Below are 22363 nucleotides of genomic sequence, written 5' to 3' on the forward strand. Positions count from 1 at the left end.
TTACAGATACGGCGTCATCAGGCGGGCGATGCCGTCACGGAGCTTGATGGGCAGGGGGCGTTCATCCACTTCGCGCAGGGTGAGCTGGTGGGCGCTGGCGAGTTTGCCCTCGATATGGGCTTCGAGTTCGCCAGCGAGATGGGGGCAGTAGCATTCCACATTCAGCTCGAAGTTCAGGCGCAGGCTGCGGGGATCGAAATTGGACGAGCCGATGAAGGACCAGACGCCATCCACGATCATGAGCTTGGAATGATCAAAGGGGCCTTTCGTGAGCCACACGCGGCAGCCGCGGATGAGCACCTGCCAGAGCTGGGCCATCATGGCCCAGTGTACGAACGGCAGATTATTTTTTTCCGGCAAGATGATGTCTACCTGCACACCGCGCATGGCAGCGACGTTGATCGCGCTGAGCAGGGCCGGATCCGGCAGGAAATAGGGGTTCATGATGCGGATGCGTTTCTGCGCGCAGGTGATCGCACCCAGGATGGTCCAGCGGATCTTCTCGAAATTGTCATCCGGTCCGTCCGGCACACAGCGCGTGAGTACGGAGCCGGTGGCGTAGAGTTGCGGGAACCATTTCTCTCCGCGTAACTCGATGCGTGTGCTGAACATCCAGTCATCCGCAAAAGCTTCCTGCAAATAACCCACGATCGGGCCGCGCAGGCGGAAGTGGATGTCCTGCACGGGGCGCTTGGGGTTCAGCTTGAGCATGTGGCCATCGCGGATGTTCATGCCGCCGGTGAAGGCGATGAGGCCATCGGTGATGAGAATCTTGCGGTGGTTTCGCAAGTTGATGGCCATGGTGCGGAAGGGCACGGACGTGGGGAGAAAACGCACCACGGGGATGCCCGATTTCTTGAGCTGAGGTACGATGGATGGCCAGGAGTAACGCGCACCGGTGTCATCGATGAGTACGCGCACTTCCACACCGCGTTGCATGGCGCGGGTGAGTGCGTTCACGAACATGTCGCCGGCTTTGCCTTGATCGAAGATGTAGGTGGCGAAGGTGACGGAATGTTTCGCGGAGTCGATGGCAGCGACCATCGCGGGGTAAGCGGCGTCACCATTGATCAAGGGGTCAACGGAATTGCCTGCGAGCAGGGGCTGCGGCGTCATCTGGTTCATCAACTTGACCAGTGGCACGAGCGAGGGCCATTCGCGCGAGACTTTGTTCATCGGCAATTCACGTTCCGTATTGGTGCCAGCAGTGGTCTGGTAACGCGGGCAGGCGGCACGGAGTTGAGAAGCACGACGACGCAGGCGATTGATGCCGAAGGTGAGGTAGAGCACGGGACCGACGAGCGGGACGAGCCAGCTCAGGGCCACCCACATGACGGCGGCACGGGTATCGCGCTTATTGAGGATGGCGTGAGCAGAGGCGACGACGGCGATGAGTACAGTAAAGAGGGCGAGCAGCACGTGCCACGTCTGTCTCAAATAATCGATCAAGTCTTTGGGGTCGCCTTCCATGGTAGCCCTTGCCCCTTTATATTAAGGCACTTAGCTGGGTTTTGCCATGGGGAATTGGAGAAGAAGCAGCCAGTTTTTAAGTGTTCAGTTTATCCAGATGAGGAGAGAGCCTTATTTAAATAGCTGTGGTACGAAGTGATAAAGCGCCTGCTTCCACTCCGGCGCATCGTGCCCATGGCTCGCCACATGCCATACATGCGGCACGTTTTTCTCTTTTAGATACGAGTGAAATCCTTGGCTGATGTAGATGAGCCCGTCTTTGTTGCCGCAAGAGAGCCATAGAAGTTTGAGGCGCTTCGCCGCATCCGCATCAGGCAGCAGTTCAGCCGGCTTCTTCGTGTTTGGCGCGGAGGAGAAGCCGCCGACCCAGGCGAACTTGTCTAGGTTGCCGAGGCCGAAGTTCAGCGATTGGCCGCCGCCCATGGAGAGGCCGGCGAGGGCGCGTTGCTCGCGGTCCGGGTTCACGCTGTAGCGGGATTCGATGAAGGGGATGACGTCATCCAGCAGATCCCGCTCGAACACAGCAAACGCAGGTGCGGCGGCGAATACATTGCCTTCCGCGCGATCGTTCTTCTGCGCGCGGCCATTCGGCATCACGATGATCATGGGCTGCGCTTTCCCGTCCGCGATGAGGTTATCCAGCAGGATGTCCGGCGAGGCGAAGCGCGCCCACTCCGTCTCATCCCCGCCGATGCCGTGCAGCAGATACAGCACGGGATACTTCTTCTCCTTCGTATAACCGGGTGGCGTATACACGTTCAGCTTGCGCTTGGTGCCGACGGTTTTGGAGTCATACTCGATCATCTCCAGCTTGCCGTGCGGGATGCCCTCGCGCTTTTTATCAAAGCCCGCAGGCGGCACGGGAAAGGCGGGTTTGTCATCCTCATTCAATGTGATCTTGCGACCCACATTGCGCGGCTCACTTGGCCCTTTTTCACCCTGCTTTTGAGATGACGCATTCTTCGCATCATTCTGAGCAAACACAGGCACGGCAATGGCTAGGAGCAGACTAAGGATTCGCATAATTTTGATGATGCTGTTGAACACCACGGCTGGCAAGCGGTTGCGGAAGGAGCGCTTCAACATCCTCAAATTAGCCGGTGTGTAATTATGGAATCCAGTTAACCGTCGAAGCGGGCGATGCTGTCTTAGCCCGGAGGGCGAAAGAAAATAGCCCAGCGATTCATCGGTGGGTACGTGAAGTTAAGGAATCAAGTCCCGCGAGGGACGAAAGAATCCGGGTCATTATGTGAGGAATGGTCGATTATTTGAGGGCGGCTTCTTTCGTCCCTACCGGGACTTGGGTGAGGAACCCATTTTTCCCAGCGATGAATCGCTGGGCTATTTTCGGGGCGTCCCTGGCGGGACTGGAGACCGCGCTCCTAGGGCTTCGCCGCAAACCCCGTCTTCACCCCGCCCTCGAAACCTGCTTGCTGATAAAAGCGCAACGTCGCCTCGTCCTTGCGCCCCGTCAGCAGCATCACCTTATAACACCGCTGCTCCCACGCGAGCGCCAGTGCTGCCTTCAACAACTGCGTGCCGATGCCGCGCTTACGGTAATCCGGATGCGTCACCACATTTTCGATCAAGCCGTAAGGTCGCGCTCCGCGTGTCAGATTTGCGATGACTACCAATACACACGAGGCGACGATTCTTCCTTCCACTTCGGCGATGAGATAGTTTTGAGAGGGATCGGCGAGGATGCGTTGCCAGAGGCTTTCGGTATCTGCCGTGATGGGCAATGCCGGATCATCGGCATGCAGATGGCGGTAAAGGTCTAGCAACGCGGGCATTTCCTCAGCGCGGATTTTGCGGATGATGGGAACCTTGTTCACGAAAGGAAATTAGCGATTGGAAACGGCACGCGTCAAACGGGAAGGGATACACCGCTTGCGAGAGACAACCGGAACGGTCGCCAGCCGCCCGGCGGATCCCATTCACCTTCACCCTTGATTACATCATCCAAAACTTCATGGACTATTACGCCATCAAGACCGAGATGCTCGCGTCGCCACATCAACTCGCCCTGTTCATCCAAGCACTGCAACGCGGAATCCGAGGCGATGAGAAGATGCTTTTCCAGCGGGTAGAGATGGCCGAAATAGCTATCACAAGCCAGACTGTGAGTTTGGCGCGCGACGGGATCAACTAGATGCGCGGACGAGCCTAAGCCGATGACGATCCAACGGCCCCAAACAATCAGCTCTTCGAAAGCTCCGAGGTATTCCTCGTAAACATCAATACGGGCTAAGGGAACTCCGCCTCTTTCCACCGTAACGCAGCGCTTTGGTTCCGGGAAGCCAGGCGGCACTTGTCCCGCGCGGATGGAAGGCAGCATGCGCCAACGACCCTCGAGGGTGTTTTGAAAAGAGGCGTGATACATCATTACTCACGGATGCATGATCTAAGCAAAAACAGTAGAAACTACTCAAACAAACCGACCCCAAATGTGATCGGGCGGCAGATACGCCAAAGGATCGGTATGCCGGCTCCCGGCTTGCCTTAGCCACGAATCAAACCACACATACCACGCCAACAATGAGTTTTCCTTGAAATCTCCCATTTCAAACGGCTCAGGGATCAATTTTTCAAGGTCAGTTCCATGTTTTGTGTGGAGTTGCATTCTGTAAGCACTGTTTACCTGACCCAGTTTAGTGACCTCTAGATAGCTGCCTGCGCTCACAACAAGTTTATCCGGCACCACAACCAAGTCAGGCTGTTCAGATCTGGGTATTCCTTTAAGCGCTTCTTTCAGGTTAGACTTAACTGTCTCAGGAGAAGCTGAGTCAAAGGCCCAGATTATAAATAATGAGTCAAATAAGCGTTGCCCTTGACCTGCTTGACAGAATCGTCGTTTGAGAGTTTTGAATTTTCTTCCTTTTGCAATAGCATCTATGATTTCTTCCGGATGAAGAACGGTCTTAACTTCTATCAGAGCGTATACTGCTTCCACGGGCCAAAGCTTATTCCGAGTTGTAGCGTACAAAGGAGAATTGTTTTGCTCATCCACAACTATCAAGTCTGCTTGATTAGAGAAAATTCCGTCATGAGAAATAACCATGCCACTGCTCACACCAAATTTTTTCGGCAAATGGTGAACAAGAAACTCTGCAACTAGATCCTCCCTGTTGTCGCCAGCTGAAGGCCGGTGTGAGGCGAAGTCGCGTCGGATAGCCATCGACTTTGCTCTCATGTCTTTAGCAACATCCGAAAGATAATCTGGAAGAGTCACGGGTTAATTGTTCTTGGAATAATCTTTAAAGAAATACACCGGGTTGTAACATTTGCAGAGATATTCGTCATCCGAAAGCGAAATCCACCTCGGGTTTGGGTCTCTGTTGTAAACTTTAAATCCTCTTCGGTTAAGCCATTTTCGAACGATTAAACCTGTTTCCACTCTGTTTGAATTTACTTGGCATCTAATTTTTTCAACGCTCAAGTCTTGGACTTGAGATTCGATAAAATTTAAGGCCGAATTTCCATAGCCATGGTTTTTGTAAGGGTCATATACGGCAAGTAGAAGATCTTTATGCCTCGGATTTTCAGCCGTGGAAGTTAACCAAACAAAGCCTATTTCCTGTGCTTGGGCGTTTTCAAGAATTCTCCACCCTAAGGTGTCGGCCTTCCATTGCCAGTCTTCGCGACCATTAGAACCATATTCGAGAGGGTATTTTTTGAGATGGTTTTGCAAGCTTAAAGGCGGCGTAAATGGGTGATCTATTGGTTCTAGTTTCATTCTATCCTCCGACCTTTGATGACTGCTCTTGGTTATTTGAATCCCGCAGATTGAGCATTAGAATCACAAATTGCGGTGGAATCAGTGTGTATGGCCTTTATCTCAAAAGGCACCAGTTCTCTCATCTTCAACAAAGTGAGACACTCGGAGGCATAAGTTTTTTTTAGGCTATGTCGCAGCAGATTGCTCATGTTCTTTCGGGTTAAGGTTTTATCACATGCTCCAGAAACTGAACTTGGCGATGCGGTAATTGCCCGCTTCTTCGGTGATCCAAAAGGTGCCGTAGCAGCCATACTGCTGTTCTTTACGATACCAGAAACCGATCACTTTCACGCGGCGCGTTTCTTTTTCTGAATCCTTGGGCCAGCCTTGTGCCTGCGTGGTTTTCTTCCGTGACTGCTCATCAGCCAAGATGAGCATCAGGTGCTCAATGCCAAAGGAACTCGGCGGGCCGCTGTACCGTTCAGAAGCTTCAGCATGCACGGCCTCGAATCGTTTAAGGCTCATCGCTTCCTTCAGCTTCGCGTTCAAGTCTTCATACGCTCCGGCAAAATCACCACGTCCCAGCGCCTCTGTATGGCGCCGCACGAGCGCCACGCTCTGCTCGAAGATGACTCGCGCCAATGCTGGATCACCCGCGTAAGGAGCCGACTTCTCCTTCACCAGTTCACCTCCGATAAATGCAGATGTATCCAATCGCGGTGGCTCTGCTGCCTCTGGCGGTTCCGGGTCCAGTGCGTCGCGCAGCAGGATGATCACGCGATCCAGCTCGGCCAGTGCTTTTTCTTGTGTCTCGTAAGGGCCCATGGGGCGGCGGCCATAATAGATCTGTTCTCGGGTCTGAGTGTAGAGCTCGAATTTGACATGCTCCAACTCCTTGATCAAAGCTTTGTTCAACCCACCGTCATTGATGGTCTGGATGTAGCGTTCCAATGGCAGCACACGCGTGTATTTGCTGTTATCGAAATCGACAAAGAAGCGGCGCATGGCGGTGAGGGCAGCGCTGAGGGTTTGGGGGTTGGGGCGTGACATAACTTGACGTTCACTCGTCATCGGCCGGTCGGTTGCCAGCGATGTTTGAAATAGTCAGTCATAGGTGTTGGAACTCGACTGTCCTTGCTGTGGTTGAAGGGTAATCGCAGGGGGCGGCTTGCGTCAAATAGGAAGGGGCAATTTGCAAGAACATGACCTTGTGGCAATTCATTTGTTTTGATGACGATTACTGGGCTCGAAGAAATTCTGAAGCAGACACTTTTATGTCGATTTCTCTTACGATTAGACTACGGTTTTAACTACGCTTTAGCATGACGTTTCCTGAAATACGGCGGTTAGTCATTATCTCGATGTTCTCCGACGATGTCTTGATGAGTAAACTGGTTTTGAAAGGGGGAAATGCGCTGGACCTAGTTTATGGAATCACGAACAGGAGCTCGGTCGATGTAGATTTTTCCGTGAAGATGACTTCAGTGATCTCAAAGAGATAGAGAACCGGATATTTGCAGCGCTGAAGGACAGGTTTGACTCCAAGGGTTTTATGGTTTTTGACGAGACCTTCGCCAAAAAGCCTTCCATTCTCCGTGCGGGGCAGAGCCCCAAATGGGGAGGCTACCGCGTGGAGTTCAAAATCATCGAGAAGGACAAAGCGAAAGCGTTCTCCGATTCTGTGGAAAAGCTGCGGCGGAACGCCACCATTATGGGTGACAACCAGGAACGAAAATTCAGCATCGACATCAGCAAACACGAATTTTGCTCAGTCAAACAGGAATACCAACTGGATGACTATACGATCTACACATACACGCTGCCCATGATGGCTTTGGAGAAAGTGCGGGCACTTTGCCAGCAATTGCCGGGTTATTCACTACAAACCACACCACGGCCCCGAGCTCAGGATTTTTACGACATCCATGCCCTAGAACGGTTTAAAAAATGATGTAGCCGGGTGGAGCGAGGATTTTTGTTCTGGCGAGGCTTTGGCGAAGGAGCAGTTCCAAGGACCCTGTGACTGAGCCGAAACGAAGCCAGAACCCAAAAAGACCGCCCTTCTCATTCTTCAGCCACTCGGCTACAGGATTTTTTAAACCGCTCTAGTGACACAGCGTGATTTGAACTTGGTTTCACCAGATAACATAGAGCTACTACGCCATATTTTCGCCGCAAAAGAAGTGCCGCTTTCGTTTCTCAACCGGCTGCCCGAGCAAAAGGCTTTTCACCGTGAGGATTGGCCATCGGTTATCGCCTCCACGTTCAAGCAACCTGAATCTTTCGATTTTTACTTTGATTACGTGGTCGAACTAGGCAGACGCTTAAAAACCGCTGCGGGGGTAGAATAATTTCCATTTGGAATCAAACGCGGGGTCTTCCAGAGCGTTGGCCAAATAAAAATTGTGGAGCCGGGGGATTTTTTCCACCAAGGCCAACCGGGAAGTTTCGTAGCCGGATTTTTCCAGGTAAAACCCGATGGCCTGATGATAGGGATAGACGTAATTGAGTTTTTTGAGTGTTGCCAGAAGGGTGTTGATGGAAACTTTGTTTTTGGCAGCCTGATATGTTTCAAGCACCTTGTGAACTCCCCCTGCGTAAGCCGGTCGCACAGCGATGTCTATGAGTGTCCGTTCCAATTTTGTTCCATCAACCTCTTCGCCGGCGGGGCCTACCAAGGTTCCGACTTCCAACCTTTGCGTGTTCTTTCCGCTTAAAACGGCGATCCGGATGTCTTCATACCCGTAAATCAAGCGGGTGAATCGCTGAGGCGCAGCGAAAGCGCGTTTCAAAGATTCATCGGTTAAGTTCCCTTGAGGTTGGGGCTTGGGGCTTTGCTCAATGTTAACAAAAATCATTTTCGGCACTTGCTCGGTAAGTGCATGCAGGAAAACCGCCGTCCCATGGGTTAGGTAAGCATTCTTCCCTAATGACAATGCTATTTGGTAAGGTGTCGCTGAACGCCAGACATACCTCGTTTCATCCGCGTAATCTTCCGCTTTCAGAATTACTTTGCGGAGATGGCTTTTTTCACTCAAGAAATCTATGAATGCTTGGACATTGGTGGCTTGCGTAAGACGCCAACCCTCTCTTCCGGCAGCCAGAAAACCAGCCAAGTCTTTACGCGTGAAAACGTGCCTCTTTTGCTGATCAAGCAACTTGACGATATCAGACTTGGCTATTTGTATACGGGTTGCCATGCTGTTAGAGGTATATATACCCCTAACAGCGTGTATTAGCAACCCCCGATTACGCCAGGAAAAGCACCCTCAGGTCAGAAAAACCACGAAATTGATTGGTGATAGAAGGGATATATCCCTTCTATCATATACACATTCCAAGCGCAAGTAGTATTTCATGATGAATTCCCGCCTTCATAGCTTCTTAAATGGCGTATGTAGGTATATATACCTACATACATTTTAGAAAAGCTACCTCCAAATTCATAACAGATTCCAAAGAAATCCCCCTCTCGGCTGGCCAAGTGCCACGTCGGCCCCAGCTTTGCTGCGGGTTGAGACAACCCAGGCTCCTCCGCTGTCAAAACGGGAAGCGAGTTCAGCCGCCCCGCTGGGGCGGGACGAAGTTATGGATGGTTATCCACGGGTTCCCGTTGGTCACCCGTGGCTACCTTCAGACGCCCCTCTGGGGCTGGGAGGCAGAGGTAGTCTCACATCGAAAAAGTTATCGGCGGGGTATGGGCTGGTTCGGTGAGGGGATCTGGGTTTGAGGTGAAATCGGTAGAATTCCTCGGCATATGTACACAAGTGTCGAGGCGGGCATGGGAGGGAAAAGCGGTGGGAGCGAGGTAGAGCCCCGGTTGCCATCAGGAAGGCGGCGGTGCCCCGACCTATCGGCACGGGGTTCAGGGCCTTAGTTTGGGCGTTGCGGCAACAACGCCCCGGAGTGGGGTTCAGGACCCCGACAGGGAATCGGGCGAGCCGGGTCGCCCTACCTACCTGCTCGGGTCGGTGCGAATTTTTTTGGGGGGGATTTGCAGGATTTTAGGGTAAAATCAACCATAACTCGCTCCATTTCAGATAGTTACGTTCATCGGGAATATTTGCCAAACAAAGTTCACATGGACAGCCAATGTCCTACCCCCTCCTTTAAGGTATGAATTATGAAGGATGAGGTAGGAATGAGGGACTGGGGAAACATCGAACATCGAGTGGGGTGGTTTGAGCCTCCTCACATCGGCTGCTACGATTGGAGGAAATCGGGCTTTGACTGCGAAAAGGCTTTCGTTATGCTCCCCGACCTATTTTGTTACGGTCAATTTAAGTGATTTTATGGCTAAACTGACGGTCAATGATCTCGATGTGCGCGGCAAACGTGTGTTTGTCCGGGTGGATTACAACGTTCCCATGGAAGATAAAGATGGCCAGATGGTCATCAATGACATCACGCGCATCAAGGAAACGCTGCCTACTCTCGACCTCTTGGTGAAGGGTGGCGCGAAGGTCATTCTGGCCGCGCACTTGGGCCGTCCTAAGGGTCAGCGCGAGCCGTCCATGTCCCTCCGCCCTGTCGCTGTGAAGCTGGCGGACATGCTTGGTCGTCCGGTCGCGTTTGTGGATGATTGCATCGGTGACAAGGTCGCCAAGACCGTCGGCGCCATGCAGGAAGGGGACATCCTCCTCCTCGAAAACGTCCGTTACTACAATGAAGAGGAAGCCAATGACGCCGCTTTCGCCGAGAAATTGGCCGCGAATGCCGATGTTTACGTGAATGACGCCTTCGGTGCCGCGCATCGCGCGCATGCGTCCACGGCGGGCATCGCCTCCGTCATCGCGAAGCGCGGTGGCAAATGCGCCGCGGGTCTCCTCATGGAGCGCGAGCTGAAGTTCCTCGGTGACGAGCTCGAAGCTCCGGCCCGTCCGTTCGTGGTGATCCTCGGTGGTGCGAAGGTTTCCGATAAGATCAAGGTCATCGATCGTTTGCTCGAGAAGGCGGACACGATCTTGATCGGTGGCGCGATGGCTTACACGTTCAAACTCGCGATGGGTTATCAGACGGGCAAATCCCTTGTGGAAAAAGACGCGACGACGGTGGCCGTCCGCGCGCTCGCAAAGGCCGCTGATCGCGGTGTGAAGTTCCTCTTGCCCACGGATAACATCATCGCGACGCCCACGGATACGGGTAAATTGAACAAGAAGGGCAAGCCCGTGTTCGAGTTCGTGAATCCGCAGGTGAACACCGCCGCGGACATCCCAGCGAATGAAGAAGGTTTTGATATCGGTCCCGCCACCGCCGCGCGTTATGCGGAAGTGGTGAAGGGCGCGAAAACGGTGCTCTGGAACGGGCCGATGGGCATGTTCGAGGACAAGCGTTTCGCGGAAGGCACGAACGCCGTCGCTCTCGCCGTGGTGGAAACCACACAGAAGAACGGTGCGAAGACGATCATCGGCGGTGGCGACAGCGTGAAGGCGCTGAACAAGGCCGGTCTCGGTGACAAGGTCACCTTCATGAGCACCGGTGGCGGCGCGAGCCTCGAATTCCTCGAAGGCACGGAACTGCCCGGTGTGGCCGCTCTTTCGAACAAGTAATCACAATTTCTAACGAGACACGCACATGGACAAAGAACGCAGACTGATCATCGCGGGCAACTGGAAGATGAACAAGACGGTCGCCGAGGCGCTGGACCTGGTCCAGGGCTTGAAGCGCGACCTGGCCGGAGTGAAGGAAGTGGACGTCGTCGTCTGCCCGCCGTTCACCGCCTTGAGCGAGGTCTCGAAGGTCATCGTGGATGGCAATCTCCGCCTGGGCGCTCAGAACATGAGCGAGCACAACGGCGGCGCTTACACCGGTGAGATCGCCGCAGGCATGTTGAAGGAATTCTCCGTGCGCTACGTGATCCTCGGCCATAGCGAACGCCGGATGTACCAGAAGGAATCGAACGAATTGATCGCCAAGAAGGCGCTGGCCGCACTGGCGGCGTCCATCAAGCCGATCATCTGCGTGGGCGAACTCCTCGCGGAACGTGAAGCGAACCAGACGGAACATGTGGTGAGCAACCAATTGCGTGGCAGCTTGGAGGGCATCTCCAAGGCGCTGATGGAAGAAGTGATCATCGCGTATGAGCCCGTCTGGGCGATCGGCACCGGCAAGACTGCCACGGCCGAGCAGGCGCAGGAAGTGCACGCGTTCATCCGCAAGGAAATCGCGGGCCTCTATGACGAAGGCGTGGCGAAGAAGGTGCGGATACAGTATGGTGGTAGTGTGAAACCGAACAACGTCCGAGAGATCCTTGGCAAGCCCGATGTGGACGGCGCCCTCGTGGGCGGCGCATCGTTGGAGTTGCGCGGATTCACGGAACTGGTAAAAAACTCGATTTAAGTCAGCTCGTAGTAGCAGAAAGATTAAAAGATTATGGCTATAGTGATCGGATTATTGACGGCAGTGCTGGTTGTGACCGGCCTGTTCCTTGGTTTGCTGGTGCTCATCCAGTTGCCGAAGAAAGAAGCGGGCGCCGGTGCAGCCTTCGGTGGCGGCATGACGGACGCCGTGATGGGTGCGGGCTCTGGCAACGTGCTCACGACCGCGACGCGTTATTCGGTGGGCGTGTTCCTGAGCGCATGTCTGCTGCTCTCCATTCTGAAGACGAACGAGGCAAATGCGGGCAAGAACAAGTTCGACAAGGAACTGCAACAGGTTTCCGCTACGACGCCTTCAATGGTGACGCCGCCTCCGGCCACGTTGACGAATACGCTCGCTCCCGCAGCCCCCAAGACGAATGCTGTTCCGGCGAAGCCGACTGAGGCGCCTTCCGCCTTCCCTGGTGCCACGCCGACTGCGCCTGGCGAATCGTTGTTCCCGGGGGCTACGCCGACAGCGCCCGGAGAGTCCCTGTTCCCAGGTGCTACGCCGACTGCTCCGCAGTAAGCAGCAATTTTCATAGGAAAACGCCCCGAGAGCGATGCTCTCGGGGCGTTTTTTATTTACAGCGGTTCTACGAATGGACGATGTCGCTGGTGGATAAGATGAGATAATGTGTATTTATAATATATCAGTGTTGATAAACCTCATCACACAAAGTGCCTAATGAATTTTGAAATCGAAATCAATATAGTCTGTGGTATCGCATGAACAGTTCAAAAGCTATTGGGCTATTAGTATTACTGGGGCTTGGTTTGATCGGGTGTGGGAAGAGCGAGGACACTTCGGTGGCTCCTCCTCCTCCGCCTGCGCAACCTGCGGTGGATATGGGTGCGAGTGCCAGTGTGTCGGCTCCGGCGGCACCTGCGCCTACGGCACCACCGCCCACGGCTCCTACGGCTCCGGCGGTGCCGGACGCGCCGGTGAAATTAGAGGATGGCGATGGCAAAACCATCCCGCTGATCGATTATCTCAACCTGGCAGTGACCAATTATGAGCGCACCCGCTCCAGCATGACGGAAGGCAACATCTGGCCGCCGCTCACCTCGCTGGATCAGTTGGTGCAATATAATGTGTTGAGAAAGCTGCCGCCCGCTCCGGAAGGATACAAATTTGTGTTCAATGCCGAGACGCGGCAGGTGTCCGTGGCTCCGAAATAATCCCCCTCCACATAAAAACCGATATGAAGAAACAATCCCTAGGCGTCATCGCCTCCGCTGCACAGGTCGTACGCAGCGGGTTTACCCTCATCGAGTTGCTGGTGGTGATCGCGATCATCGCGATCCTTGCCGGCATGCTGCTGCCTGCCTTGGCCAAAGCCAAACAGCGAGCGCTGAGCAACAACTGCGTCACCAATGCCAAGCAACTGGGCATTGCGTTTAGCATGTATTCCAGCGACAACAACCAAAAGATTCCGCTTACGCGACTGGAACGCACGGTAGCCGGTCCTGATGGACCCCAATGGTCCTGGGATGATTATCTCATGGGTTATACCGGTGCACCTTACAGCCTGTATGATGGACAGTGTACGTGGCGCATGGATTGGAACCCCACCAATGCAGGCAATCTGCACCAGCGGACGCCGATGAAAATGAAGTGGTTCCAGTGCCCGGCAGACAAGGTGATCTGCCAGGACGTCTACGAAAACCCGGTCCCGAACAATGTCTGGTTAAGTGTGCGGCGTTCATACTCCATGCCGCAACACAATGGCGGACGTGACGCTGCGCCTTTCAATTTTGATCCGGCGACGGCCAACATCATCCCGAAAGACAACACCTGGCCGCCGAACTCCGCCATGAAGACGGCGGTGGGAATCGTGACCAAGCAGAAGAAAGCCGGAGACGACTGCAACGGTGGCTGGTTTACTTGGAGGACCAGCACTCCGCCTGGCTCCCCAACTGAGTATGGTGATGATATCGCCGACCGTATGAGCAAGATGCGCAACCAGTATTCCGTTTCCGAGACCATGGTCACAGATACTTCTGGCACATTGATCATGACGGAGCGCATTGCGGGCCGCAATTACCTGGGTAACGCCGGTTGGGCGGAAGTGCATAACTCCAACAACCAGTTCCACACGGGCACGGAGACGACCAAGGACATGCCGGATTCCAAATCGCTGCATGGTCTGGATGTTTTCACGTATCTCTATGTGGATGGTCATGCGGAGAACAACAACCGCCGGACGACCTGGGGCAATATCAACACGGATGGTGCCCGCCAGTCCGGTGCGTGGACGGTTTACGCGAAGGACTAAAAGCTGTTTTGCACAGGAAGGCAGGCAAGTCATTTGCCTGCCTTTTTTGTTTTAGCGGAAGATGGCCTAAAAGTCCTTGCTGGACATCAGTAACTCTTTGCTTGAGGCGGGGAGTTTCATATCATCCGGCCCACTGACCCCTTTGCCGATAATGCGTGTATCATGCGCCCATTGAAAAAGAACGCGGAAGCTGCGCCCTCGCTGCCCTGGCCGATGTTGCTGGTGGTGGGCGGTGTCTGTCTGGTCTTGGGACTTTTGCTGGGGAGGAGCCCTGCCGCCGATAGGAGTGGCAAGGCGCCATCGCCGATCGTGGGCAAACAGGAGGTTTCCATTTCTGCTGATCGTCCGCCGGTGACAACGGCAGATGAGCTGGCCTTGGGGGAGAAACTTTCGCAGCAGGTTTGTGCGGCCTGTCATCTACGGCCCGAGCCGGAGGTGCTGGACCGCATCACTTGGGCGATGGAGGTGTTGCCGAGCATGGCGGATTGGTTGGGAATGAATCCGGGGGGGACGAATGCTTTGGACCTTGATCCGCGGGTGAGGGAGGCAAACATCCTACCCTCGAGTCCCGCGATGAGCGTGGAGGAGTGGCGGGCGATCTGCACTTATTATCTGGCGAATGCGCCGGTGGGGACGGCGGCGGCGACGAACCGGCCGCAGATCGAGATCGGGTTGAAACATTTCCAGGTGCAGCCTTCGCCGGAGCGAGTGGGTGCGGCGGCGACGTTGGTGAAGATCGATCCGCTGGCGCATAAGATCTATTACGGTGAGAGCGGCAGCAATACGTTGATGGTATTGAGCGGCCAAGGGAAGCGTGAGTTTGCGGTGAATTTTAGCAGTCCGCCGGTGGACTTGCAGTTTGCGGGAGAGGATCTGCTGGTGACGTTGATGGGGAGTTATGTGCCATCCGATCTGCTGGAGGCCAAGGTGATCAAAGTGGGAAATCCGGAGCGTGGTGGAGGCGCGTTGAAGGAGGTTTTGACGGGTTTGCCAAGGTCGGCGGCGACGTTGCTGGCGGACATCAACAAGGATGGACGCCAGGACCTGGTGCATTGCGGGTATGGAAACATCTTGGGGCGGCTGGCTTGGTATGAGGGGAAGGCGGACGGGACTTATGTGGAGCATCCGATCATCGAGCGGCCAGGGGCGGGTTCGGCCCGGATACATGATTTCAATGGGGATGGATGGCCTGACATCGCAGTGAGCATGGCGCAAGCGCGCGAGGGGATCTACGTGTGTGTGAATGACAAGAAGGGCGGTTTCGATATCCAGCCGGTGGCGGAGTATCATCCGGCGTGGGGGCTCTCGACGATCGAGCTGGCGGACATGGACGGGGATGGGCAGATGGACATCCTGGCGTGCAACGGGGACAATGGGGATTACACGGGGCACTTGCCGCCGATGCGGCCTTATCACGGTTTCCGGATCTACAAGAACTTGGGCAAGGGGAAGTTCACGGAGGCTTTTTTCCTTTCCATCAATGGCTGCTACAAGGCGATGGCGGCGGACTTTGATCTGGATGGAGATCAAGACTTGGCGATCATCTCCTTTTATCCCGATTACCGGCGTTCGCCGAGGGAGAGTTTTCTGTATCTGGAGAATGTGAAGGGGCAGTTCCGGGCGTTCTCGTTTGAGGCGGCTTTTTCGGGTCGCTGGATCACGATGGATGTGGGTGATGTGGATGGCGATGGTGCGCCGGACATCGTGCTGGGGGCGCATAATGCGGGGCCGACGTTTGTGCCGGGAACACTGAGGTTGAAGTGGGATGAGGTGGGGCCGTCTTTGGTGGTATTGCGGAACACGATCAAGAAGGGGAGTGGGAAATTTTAAGTTTTAAGTTTTGAGTTTTGAATTGGGGGCGGGAAGTTTCTTGTTTCTGATTTTGGGCTTCGGGTTCGGGTCATCACGGAAGAGTCACAGAGGGGAGAGTTTGAAGTTTTCAGCGGGAAAATGTTCCCTGTACTTGGATTGGCAAGGGGGAGGAGTGTGATTTCAAACGGGTGAGGGAAAGGTAGAGAGCTACGACGGACGTCTCGGACTGTCGGCTGGAAGCCGGCAGCACGGGGGTTAGAGCTACGGCGAACCACCCCGCACATCACCCGTTTAAAATCACACCCAGGGGGAGTTGTGCGAGTAGGGCGCATCCGGGCACTGCCCCCGCAAAGACCGAAGAAGGGCGGAGAAAAGACGGGCACCCCTCACCCCGGCCCTCTCCCCTCCAAGGGGAGAGGGAGATGGGGCGTTACCTTGCTTTCCTCAGCCGCTGGCATTTCGGAGCTGTGTCAGGATGCGCTGGAACCGCTCTAAAGGTTTAAATTAAATTGACTTATTCATTTTATTGAATAGAAAAGCTGTTCGCATCACCCAAATTGCCTAGTAGACCTAGATGTTTGAGCCAGTAAAATGAAAGTCTTGGTTTTTGATAAAAAAGTGTAACCGAGGGCGGCAAGCGACCGTCTTTGACGGGAAGCACTGTTGTTTTGGTGATAAGTTCTGAATTTGTTATTTCGGAAAAATATAAGTAAAGCTGATTAAAATTGTTGATAATTCGAGTGTTATGAAAAGTCCCCAGGTAAATGTTTTGTCCGCGATGAAGCGCAGGCTTGTCGGTGGTTTCACCTTGATCGAATTGCTGGTCGTTATCGCGATCATCGCCATTTTGGCGGGCATGCTGTTGCCGGCCTTGGCGAAAGCCAAGCAGCGCAGCATCTCGAACAACTGCCTGAACAACTTGAAGCAGGTGGGCAATGCCTCGGCGATGTATCAGGCGGATAACAAGGACAAGCTGCAGTATGCGCATATCCGTTTCAAATACGGTTCCGAGATGACGTGGGATGATCTTTTGGCGAATTACATCGGCGTGGGTTTGACGGAGAACGAGCAGTGGCAGGGGCCTTATGCGACGACCACGGGCAATTATGCCGGTTATTCGAAGGTGATCCTTTGCCCGGCGGACAAGACCATCGGGCCTTCCTGGTGGGGTGCCACCGCCCGTAATATTCATCGTTCTTACGCGATGCCGCGCTATGTGCAGAATGACGCGGGTGCAGGTTGGCCGCCGCATCCGGCCGCCAATTCCGGCATCGGTCTGGCATGGAATTTCGGCAATGCCTCGGCGAATTCTGCCGCTAACGGTTACAACACTTGGAACACCATTGATCGCGATTCGGTGACCGGTACGGTGATCGGATATAACAGCAGCGTGCCGAACCCGACGCCGCGCCGTCAGTTCGCACTGACGTCTGCAAGCGTGAAGAGCCCGGACGAAACGATCATGCTGACGGAGCGCATCCATGTCTCGAACATGATGGGGCACCCGGATGTTTCGTTCATCGACAACTCCAGCCAGCACATGACTACTGGTACGGCCACGGCACAGCAGGGCGGGCAGGACTGGGTGTATCCGCTGGAGAAGGATTATCATCCGAATGGTAGCTGGAATTACCAGTTCGTGGACGGTCACGCGGAGTTGATTTCGCCGACGGCCACGCTGGGCATGACGAACAGCAACCGTGGTTTGCGGACGGGCATGTGGACATTGAACCCGAAGCAATAAGGGAGTTATGCGTCGTACGTTGGGAAATCTTTTGGCAGTAGCGCTCTTGGGGGCAGTCTTAACGGGCTGCGGCAAGAGCGAGGATGAGAACGTGGTGGCTCCGCCGCCAGCAGTGCCCGCAGCGGGTGGTTCGGATGTGACGGCGGCAGCAGTCACGGCCCCGCCTCCGGTGGCGGCACCGGTGGCTCCGCCTGATGCCGCGCAAGCAGCGGTGGTGCCGGGTGCGGCAGCACCGACGAACGACAGCGACCTTTTGGGTGGCAGCGGTCGTCCGCTCACGGAAGAGGAAAAGATGCTGCTGAATTACGGCATCGACATGTTTAAGACGGAAAAAGGCCACTATCCTGCGACGTTGCAGGAGGCGGTGGCGAGCCGTCATATCACCCGTTTGCCGAAGCTGCCGGAGGGCGAGCAGTTGAACTACGATGCGCAGACGGGCAAGGTAACGGTGGTGAAGAAGTAACGTTCCCGCAGTTCATTTCAAGAAAAGCCGCTGGCAGTTGCCTGCGGCTTTTTTGTTTGTCCGGAGTTCGAAGCGGGCATGATTTTTTTGAGGTCAGACGGGGGGAGGCAAAATAGAGCCGAAGATTCTGCCCGAAAATCCTAGGAATCTGGTGACGGGCAGGTTACGTTATAAAAAGTTTCAAAACGTGAGGAGTCAGCCAGCTCGTTGTCTAAGTGATGAGCGAGTTGTGTATGCCGGAGTTGTTCGATCTGGCAGCAATAAAACCAGCAGAATCATAATGTCCAAAGAAGGTATGAAGCGCGCACGTGTGTCTCTAAGCAAAGGGTTCGGCGTGGTGTGGGCCATGTGGTTGTTTGTCATGGTGTTTTCGCCACGGGCGATGAGCCAGACGCCGCCGCCGGATGTGGATGTGTTCACGGTGAGCAGCGGGCTGGCGAGCGCATCCGTCCGTGCGGTGACACCGGCGCCGAGCAATAATTTTTACGTAGTGGCGTTGGGTTCCGGCTCGATTGTGCAGAATTCCATCACTTTGAGCAGCGCGGCGGGAAGTTTTTCGGCGCTGATCTTGAAGCCGGTGAACGGAGCGCCGCTGTGGTCGCGTCCGTTTGCGGCCAATATCAGCATCTGGGATACGACGGCGATGCCGGATGGCGGCATCGTGATGGTGGGCGATTTTTCCGGGAGTGCGGCGTTTCCGACGAATGCGTCGAACACCATCACGGCGAACAGCACAGGGGCATCGGATATTTTCCTGGTGCGGTACGGACCGGATGGGACGATGACGTGGTTGCGGACACTGGGGGGCTCGCTGACGGATCATGCGGCAGGTGTGGCGGTGGATGAGGATGGAAACATCGCCGTGACGGGCAGGTTGGGCGGCAATGCGACGGTGGGAGGGCAGTTTGTGAGCGGGGCGGGGTTATTCGTGGCGAAGTATGGTGTGAACGGCAATTTTCAGTGGGTGCGATCGGTGACTGGAGGGTCCTCGCAAGCGACGGGCATCTCGGCGGGTCTCGCGGGTAATTTTTATGTGGGTGGTGTGTTTGCGGGTGCGATCAGTGCGGGAGGGATCGCACTGGCCTCGACGGGTTATCCGGTCTCTACGCGTGATGACGTGCTGATTTTGAATTACGATGCGAATGGCAACATGTTGTGGGTGCGGCAGAGTGGCGGGGTTTCGACAGACAGCCTGGCGAAGGTGCGCACGAGTCCGGATGGCGGCGTGGTGTGCGAGGGTATGTTCACAGGAACGGCGGTGATCGGGGCGGCGGCGGTGAGTGCGACGGGAAATTATGACGGGTTCATCGTGCGGCTGGATGCGGATGGCAACTGGGTGTGGACGAGCACGGTGCCGGGAGCGGGGGAGGAGACACCGATCGGGTTGGGTGTGGATCCGTTGGGGAACATTTATGCGGGTGGTTATTTTGACCGGACGATGACATTGGGGACGACGAATCTGACGTCCACTTCATTGCCGGCGCTGGATGCATTCATCATCCGGAAGGATGACACAGGTGAGACGGAGTGGGCGGTGCAGTTGGGGGGCGGCAACCGGCAGAACATCAATGATCTGAGGCTGCTGGGAGATGATGAGGGATATTTCTGGGGTGATTTCGCCTCGCAAATCGTGGTGGGCACGGACACGTATACGGGGGCAAGCGGCGGGGTAAACAATGGTTTTTACGGGATATTTTACTCGACGCGTCCGCCGCGGATCGTGATGCATCCGACGAACACGTTCGGAGTGCCGGGATTGCCATTATCGTTGCGGGTAAAGGTGTCGACGTTCTTCAATCTGCGCTACCAGTGGTACAAGGGGACTACGCTGATCCCGAACGCGACGAATGCGGTGTTCACGATCCCTTCTTTGAGCGCGGGTGATGTGGATACTTATTATGTGACGGTGAACAACAATAACGGCGGGGTGACGAGCGATCCGGCGCAGGTGAGCTTGTATGATGTGCCGGTGTTCACGGTGAAGCCGGTGTCTTTGGGCGGCATCACAGGAGGCAGTGTGACGAACACAGCGGAGGCGGTGGGATTTCCGGCGCCGGTGTTGAGGTGGCGAAAGGTGGGTGGCGGGGCTTTCCTGGCGACGGGGAACGAGTTCATTTTGGATCCGATAGATTTTACCTCAGAGGGGATGTATGAGGTGGCGGCTTCAAACGTGGTGGGGATCACGACGATGACGTTCCATGTGGGGGCGAATCTGGTGCCGCAGGAGAAGTTCTATGACATGGCGCATGATGCGTACCGGAATGTGCTGTATCTCACGAGCGGGACGAGCGTGTTGCGGTATGGGATGGTGGAGCAGGGGTATATGAATCCGTTTGTGCTGGGTGGGAATCTGAAGGGTGTGGACATGTCTCCCGATGGGCGCTGGCTGGTGATCGCGGATGAGGATACGACCGCGGAGAACAACTGGGTACACATCGTGAATCTGGAGACAGGACAGCGGCGGAAGGTGAATTTTGAGCGGGTGGCGGGTGAGGGACCGACGGAGTTTGTGGCGTTCGGAAGTGACGGTCGCGCGGTGATCAGTTCCAGCCGGCGTTTGCGGAGCTTGAATGTGACGAACGACCATTTGGTGGAGATCGAGACGACGGCGGCGTATCAGTTGAAGGCGAGCGGGAGCGGGGCCTTCATCGCGTTGGGTGCGATCGAAAATGGTAACGGGACGGTCGGAGTTTATTCGGTGGCAGCGACGAACATCCTGGCGGGGACATATAGCGAGGGGCAGACATTGATAGATGTGGGGATCGAGCAGAGGGAGGAGCAGACGATCGCGGTGAGCCAGGGGCGGGCAGTGTTCCTGAATGCGTCCCGGCAGATGGTGGACAGTGTGGGGAACGGCTCGACGGACGGGCCGTTGGGGGCGGCGTATCATCCGTTTGAGAAGCGGGTGTATCTGCCGTGGTTGAACACGCCGGAGGTGCGGGTGTATGACACGGATACGTTCACGGAGGTGGGGCGTTACAGCAGCGGGACGGTGCCTTATGTGACGGGGGGAGACAACCGTGAAGGGCAGGCGAAGGTGACGCGTTCCGGCGATCTGTTGCTGGTGGCGAACAGGTACGGGGTGAGGTATATCCAGCTCACCGCGCAGGTGCCGTTGATCCTGCAGGATCCGTTGCCGACGCGGGGAAGCCCCGGGTTCACGGTGAAGTTTTCCGTGCAGGCGTACAGCGGTTATGAACTGACTTATCAGTGGCAGAAGGACGAGGAAGACATCGAGGATGCGACGGGTGCGGAGTATGAGCTGGTGGTGCCGGAACAGAGCGCGGGGCCGGGGGGGCGTTACCGGGTGCGGGTGACGAATGCGGCGGGATCGGTGTATAGCGCGGAGGCGTTGCTGACGGTGCTGCGGCATGATCCGGGGCTGACCTGGAACGTGGCGGAGAACCTGACGTATGGGGAGCTTTTAAGCGCATCCCAACTGAATGCGACGGCGGTGGCGGCAGGGACGTTTGTTTACAATCCGCCTTTGGGCACGAAGCTGAATGCGGGTCCGGCGCAGGTGTTGCAGGTGGTGTTCACGCCGAATGACCTGGTTTATTATGAGCCGGTGACGAATTATGTTTTGCTGGATGTGCTGAAGAAGCGGCTGACGTTCCCGGTGAACAATGTCTCGCGGATGTATGGCATCCCGAATTCGACCATCCCGCTGACAGTATCGGGGTTTGTGAATGGCGAGTCACTGGCGGATCTGGATGAATTGCCGGTGGTGGTGGCGACGGCCACGGAAAGCAGCCCGATCGGCGCTTATTCGATGACGTATGGCGGAGGCCGTGATGATAATTACACATTCGCCTTCGGTACGGGGACGTTGACGGTGACGAAGCGGACGGTGGCGATCACCTTGGGGAATCTGAGCCAGGTGTATAATGCGACGCCGCGAACGATCACGGCGACACCGGTGCCTGCCGAGGCTCCGTTGCAGATCACTTACAATGGCAGCCTGACGCCGCCGACGGCGATCGGCGGTTATCCGGTGCAGGCGACGGTGACGAGTTCGAATTATCAAGGGACGGTGACCGGGACGCTGACGATCTTCAAGGGTGCGGCGGCGATCACGTGGAATGCTCCGTCACCGATGTTGTATGGCAATGTGGTGGGTGCGGCGCAGTTCAACGCGGTGGCTGCAGTGCAGGGTATTTACTCATACTCACCGCCGGCCGGAACGGTGCTGGGCCCAGGCACGCACACGTTGCAATTGATCTTCACGCCGCTGGATTCGGCCAATTACCTGCGTTCGACGAATACGGTGACGATCACCATCACGACACCGGTGCTGGTGCAGCCGGAGCAGGTGCCGGGTGAGCCGGGGACGTTCCGGTTCGGTTTTGGCACGGTGAACGGCAAGCAATATGACGTGCAGGCTTCAACGGATCTGGTGCAGTGGACGACGGTCACGACGTTGACGGCGAACGGCACGACGTTGCAATTCACGGACACGGGGATGAGTTCTTTCCCGCGGCGTTTCTATCGGATCGTGCCGAAGCCGTGAGATGTGGGGAG

The 22363-nt window shown here is 55.6% G+C and carries 19 protein-coding genes; 11 read left to right on the forward strand and 8 right to left on the reverse strand.

The genetic code is table 11. The features are described 5' to 3' along the window. The 7 genes from cls to VGH19_22980 all read right to left on the reverse strand — a co-directional run bounded on the left by cls (position 1) and on the right by VGH19_22980 (position 6238). The gene (gene cls, locus VGH19_22950; protein HEY1174243.1) at positions 1 to 1470 is read right to left on the reverse strand and encodes a cardiolipin synthase; all 1470 of its coding nucleotides are present in this window, start codon (positions 1468 to 1470) and stop codon (positions 1 to 3) included. Positions 1471 to 1581: 111 nt separating this feature from the next. Beyond that, positions 1582 to 2556 (reverse strand): alpha/beta hydrolase-fold protein, encoded by a 975-nt coding sequence (locus tag VGH19_22955; protein ID HEY1174244.1) that lies wholly within the window; start codon positions 2554 to 2556, stop codon positions 1582 to 1584. 296 nt (positions 2557 to 2852) lie between these two features. After that, on the reverse strand, positions 2853 to 3305 hold the full coding sequence (locus VGH19_22960; protein HEY1174245.1) for a GNAT family N-acetyltransferase: 453 nt from the start codon (positions 3303 to 3305) through the stop codon (positions 2853 to 2855). Positions 3306 to 3337: 32 nt separating this feature from the next. Next, on the reverse strand, positions 3338 to 3856 hold the full coding sequence (locus tag VGH19_22965) for a hypothetical protein (GenBank protein HEY1174246.1): 519 nt from the start codon (positions 3854 to 3856) through the stop codon (positions 3338 to 3340). Positions 3857 to 3898: 42 nt separating this feature from the next. Then, positions 3899 to 4702: a DUF6602 domain-containing protein gene (locus VGH19_22970; GenBank protein HEY1174247.1), complete on the reverse strand. Its 804-nt coding sequence runs from the start codon at positions 4700 to 4702 to the stop codon at positions 3899 to 3901. A gap of 3 nt (positions 4703 to 4705) precedes the next feature. After that, on the reverse strand, positions 4706 to 5206 hold the full coding sequence (locus VGH19_22975) for a hypothetical protein (protein ID HEY1174248.1): 501 nt from the start codon (positions 5204 to 5206) through the stop codon (positions 4706 to 4708). Between the two features lie 213 nt (positions 5207 to 5419). Beyond that, positions 5420 to 6238 (reverse strand): hypothetical protein, encoded by an 819-nt coding sequence (locus VGH19_22980; protein ID HEY1174249.1) that lies wholly within the window; start codon positions 6236 to 6238, stop codon positions 5420 to 5422. Positions 6239 to 6740: 502 nt separating this feature from the next. Here VGH19_22980 and VGH19_22985 point away from each other — a divergent pair. Together VGH19_22985 and VGH19_22990 are read left to right on the forward strand one after the other, a co-directional pair. Beyond that, complete coding sequence (locus VGH19_22985; GenBank protein ID HEY1174250.1) at positions 6741 to 7139, forward strand: nucleotidyl transferase AbiEii/AbiGii toxin family protein; 399 nt, start codon at positions 6741 to 6743, stop codon at positions 7137 to 7139. 157 nt (positions 7140 to 7296) lie between these two features. Then, positions 7297 to 7539 (forward strand): hypothetical protein, encoded by a 243-nt coding sequence (locus tag VGH19_22990; GenBank protein ID HEY1174251.1) that lies wholly within the window; start codon positions 7297 to 7299, stop codon positions 7537 to 7539. Here the strand turns inward: VGH19_22990 and VGH19_22995 are convergent. Next, on the reverse strand, positions 7513 to 8388 hold the full coding sequence (locus tag VGH19_22995) for a hypothetical protein (GenBank protein ID HEY1174252.1): 876 nt from the start codon (positions 8386 to 8388) through the stop codon (positions 7513 to 7515). The two genes, VGH19_22990 and VGH19_22995, sit on opposite strands and share 27 nt — an antisense overlap. A gap of 1092 nt (positions 8389 to 9480) precedes the next feature. Between VGH19_22995 and VGH19_23000 the strand changes: the two genes are divergently transcribed. From VGH19_23000 to VGH19_23040, 9 genes are all read left to right on the forward strand, one after another. Beyond that, positions 9481 to 10737 carry a phosphoglycerate kinase gene (locus VGH19_23000; protein HEY1174253.1) on the forward strand — a complete coding sequence of 419 codons (1257 nt, stop codon included), beginning with the start codon at positions 9481 to 9483 and terminating at the stop codon, positions 10735 to 10737. Positions 10738 to 10762: 25 nt separating this feature from the next. After that, positions 10763 to 11527: a triose-phosphate isomerase gene (gene tpiA / locus VGH19_23005; protein ID HEY1174254.1), complete on the forward strand. Its 765-nt coding sequence runs from the start codon at positions 10763 to 10765 to the stop codon at positions 11525 to 11527. A gap of 33 nt (positions 11528 to 11560) precedes the next feature. Then, the gene (gene secG / locus VGH19_23010) at positions 11561 to 12073 is read left to right on the forward strand and encodes a preprotein translocase subunit SecG (GenBank protein HEY1174255.1); all 513 of its coding nucleotides are present in this window, start codon (positions 11561 to 11563) and stop codon (positions 12071 to 12073) included. A gap of 200 nt (positions 12074 to 12273) precedes the next feature. Further along, positions 12274 to 12726, forward strand: coding sequence for a hypothetical protein (locus VGH19_23015; protein ID HEY1174256.1), 453 nt, complete (start codon positions 12274 to 12276; stop codon positions 12724 to 12726). A 23-nt stretch (positions 12727 to 12749) separates the two neighbouring features. Next, positions 12750 to 13823 (forward strand): type II secretion system protein, encoded by a 1074-nt coding sequence (locus tag VGH19_23020; GenBank protein ID HEY1174257.1) that lies wholly within the window; start codon positions 12750 to 12752, stop codon positions 13821 to 13823. Positions 13824 to 13985: 162 nt separating this feature from the next. After that, positions 13986 to 15653, forward strand: coding sequence for a VCBS repeat-containing protein (locus VGH19_23025; GenBank protein HEY1174258.1), 1668 nt, complete (start codon positions 13986 to 13988; stop codon positions 15651 to 15653). 760 nt (positions 15654 to 16413) lie between these two features. Further along, on the forward strand, positions 16414 to 17379 hold the full coding sequence (locus tag VGH19_23030; protein ID HEY1174259.1) for a type II secretion system protein: 966 nt from the start codon (positions 16414 to 16416) through the stop codon (positions 17377 to 17379). A gap of 7 nt (positions 17380 to 17386) precedes the next feature. Continuing rightward, positions 17387 to 17842, forward strand: a complete 456-nt coding sequence (locus tag VGH19_23035) for a hypothetical protein (protein ID HEY1174260.1) — start codon at positions 17387 to 17389, stop codon at positions 17840 to 17842. Positions 17843 to 18137: 295 nt separating this feature from the next. Continuing rightward, positions 18138 to 22352, forward strand: coding sequence for an MBG domain-containing protein (locus VGH19_23040; GenBank protein ID HEY1174261.1), 4215 nt, complete (start codon positions 18138 to 18140; stop codon positions 22350 to 22352). Positions 22353 to 22363: the final 11 nt, after the last annotated feature.

The organism is Verrucomicrobiia bacterium (genome assembly GCA_036405135.1).
Lineage (GTDB): Bacteria > Verrucomicrobiota > Verrucomicrobiia > Limisphaerales > JAEYXS01 > JAEYXS01.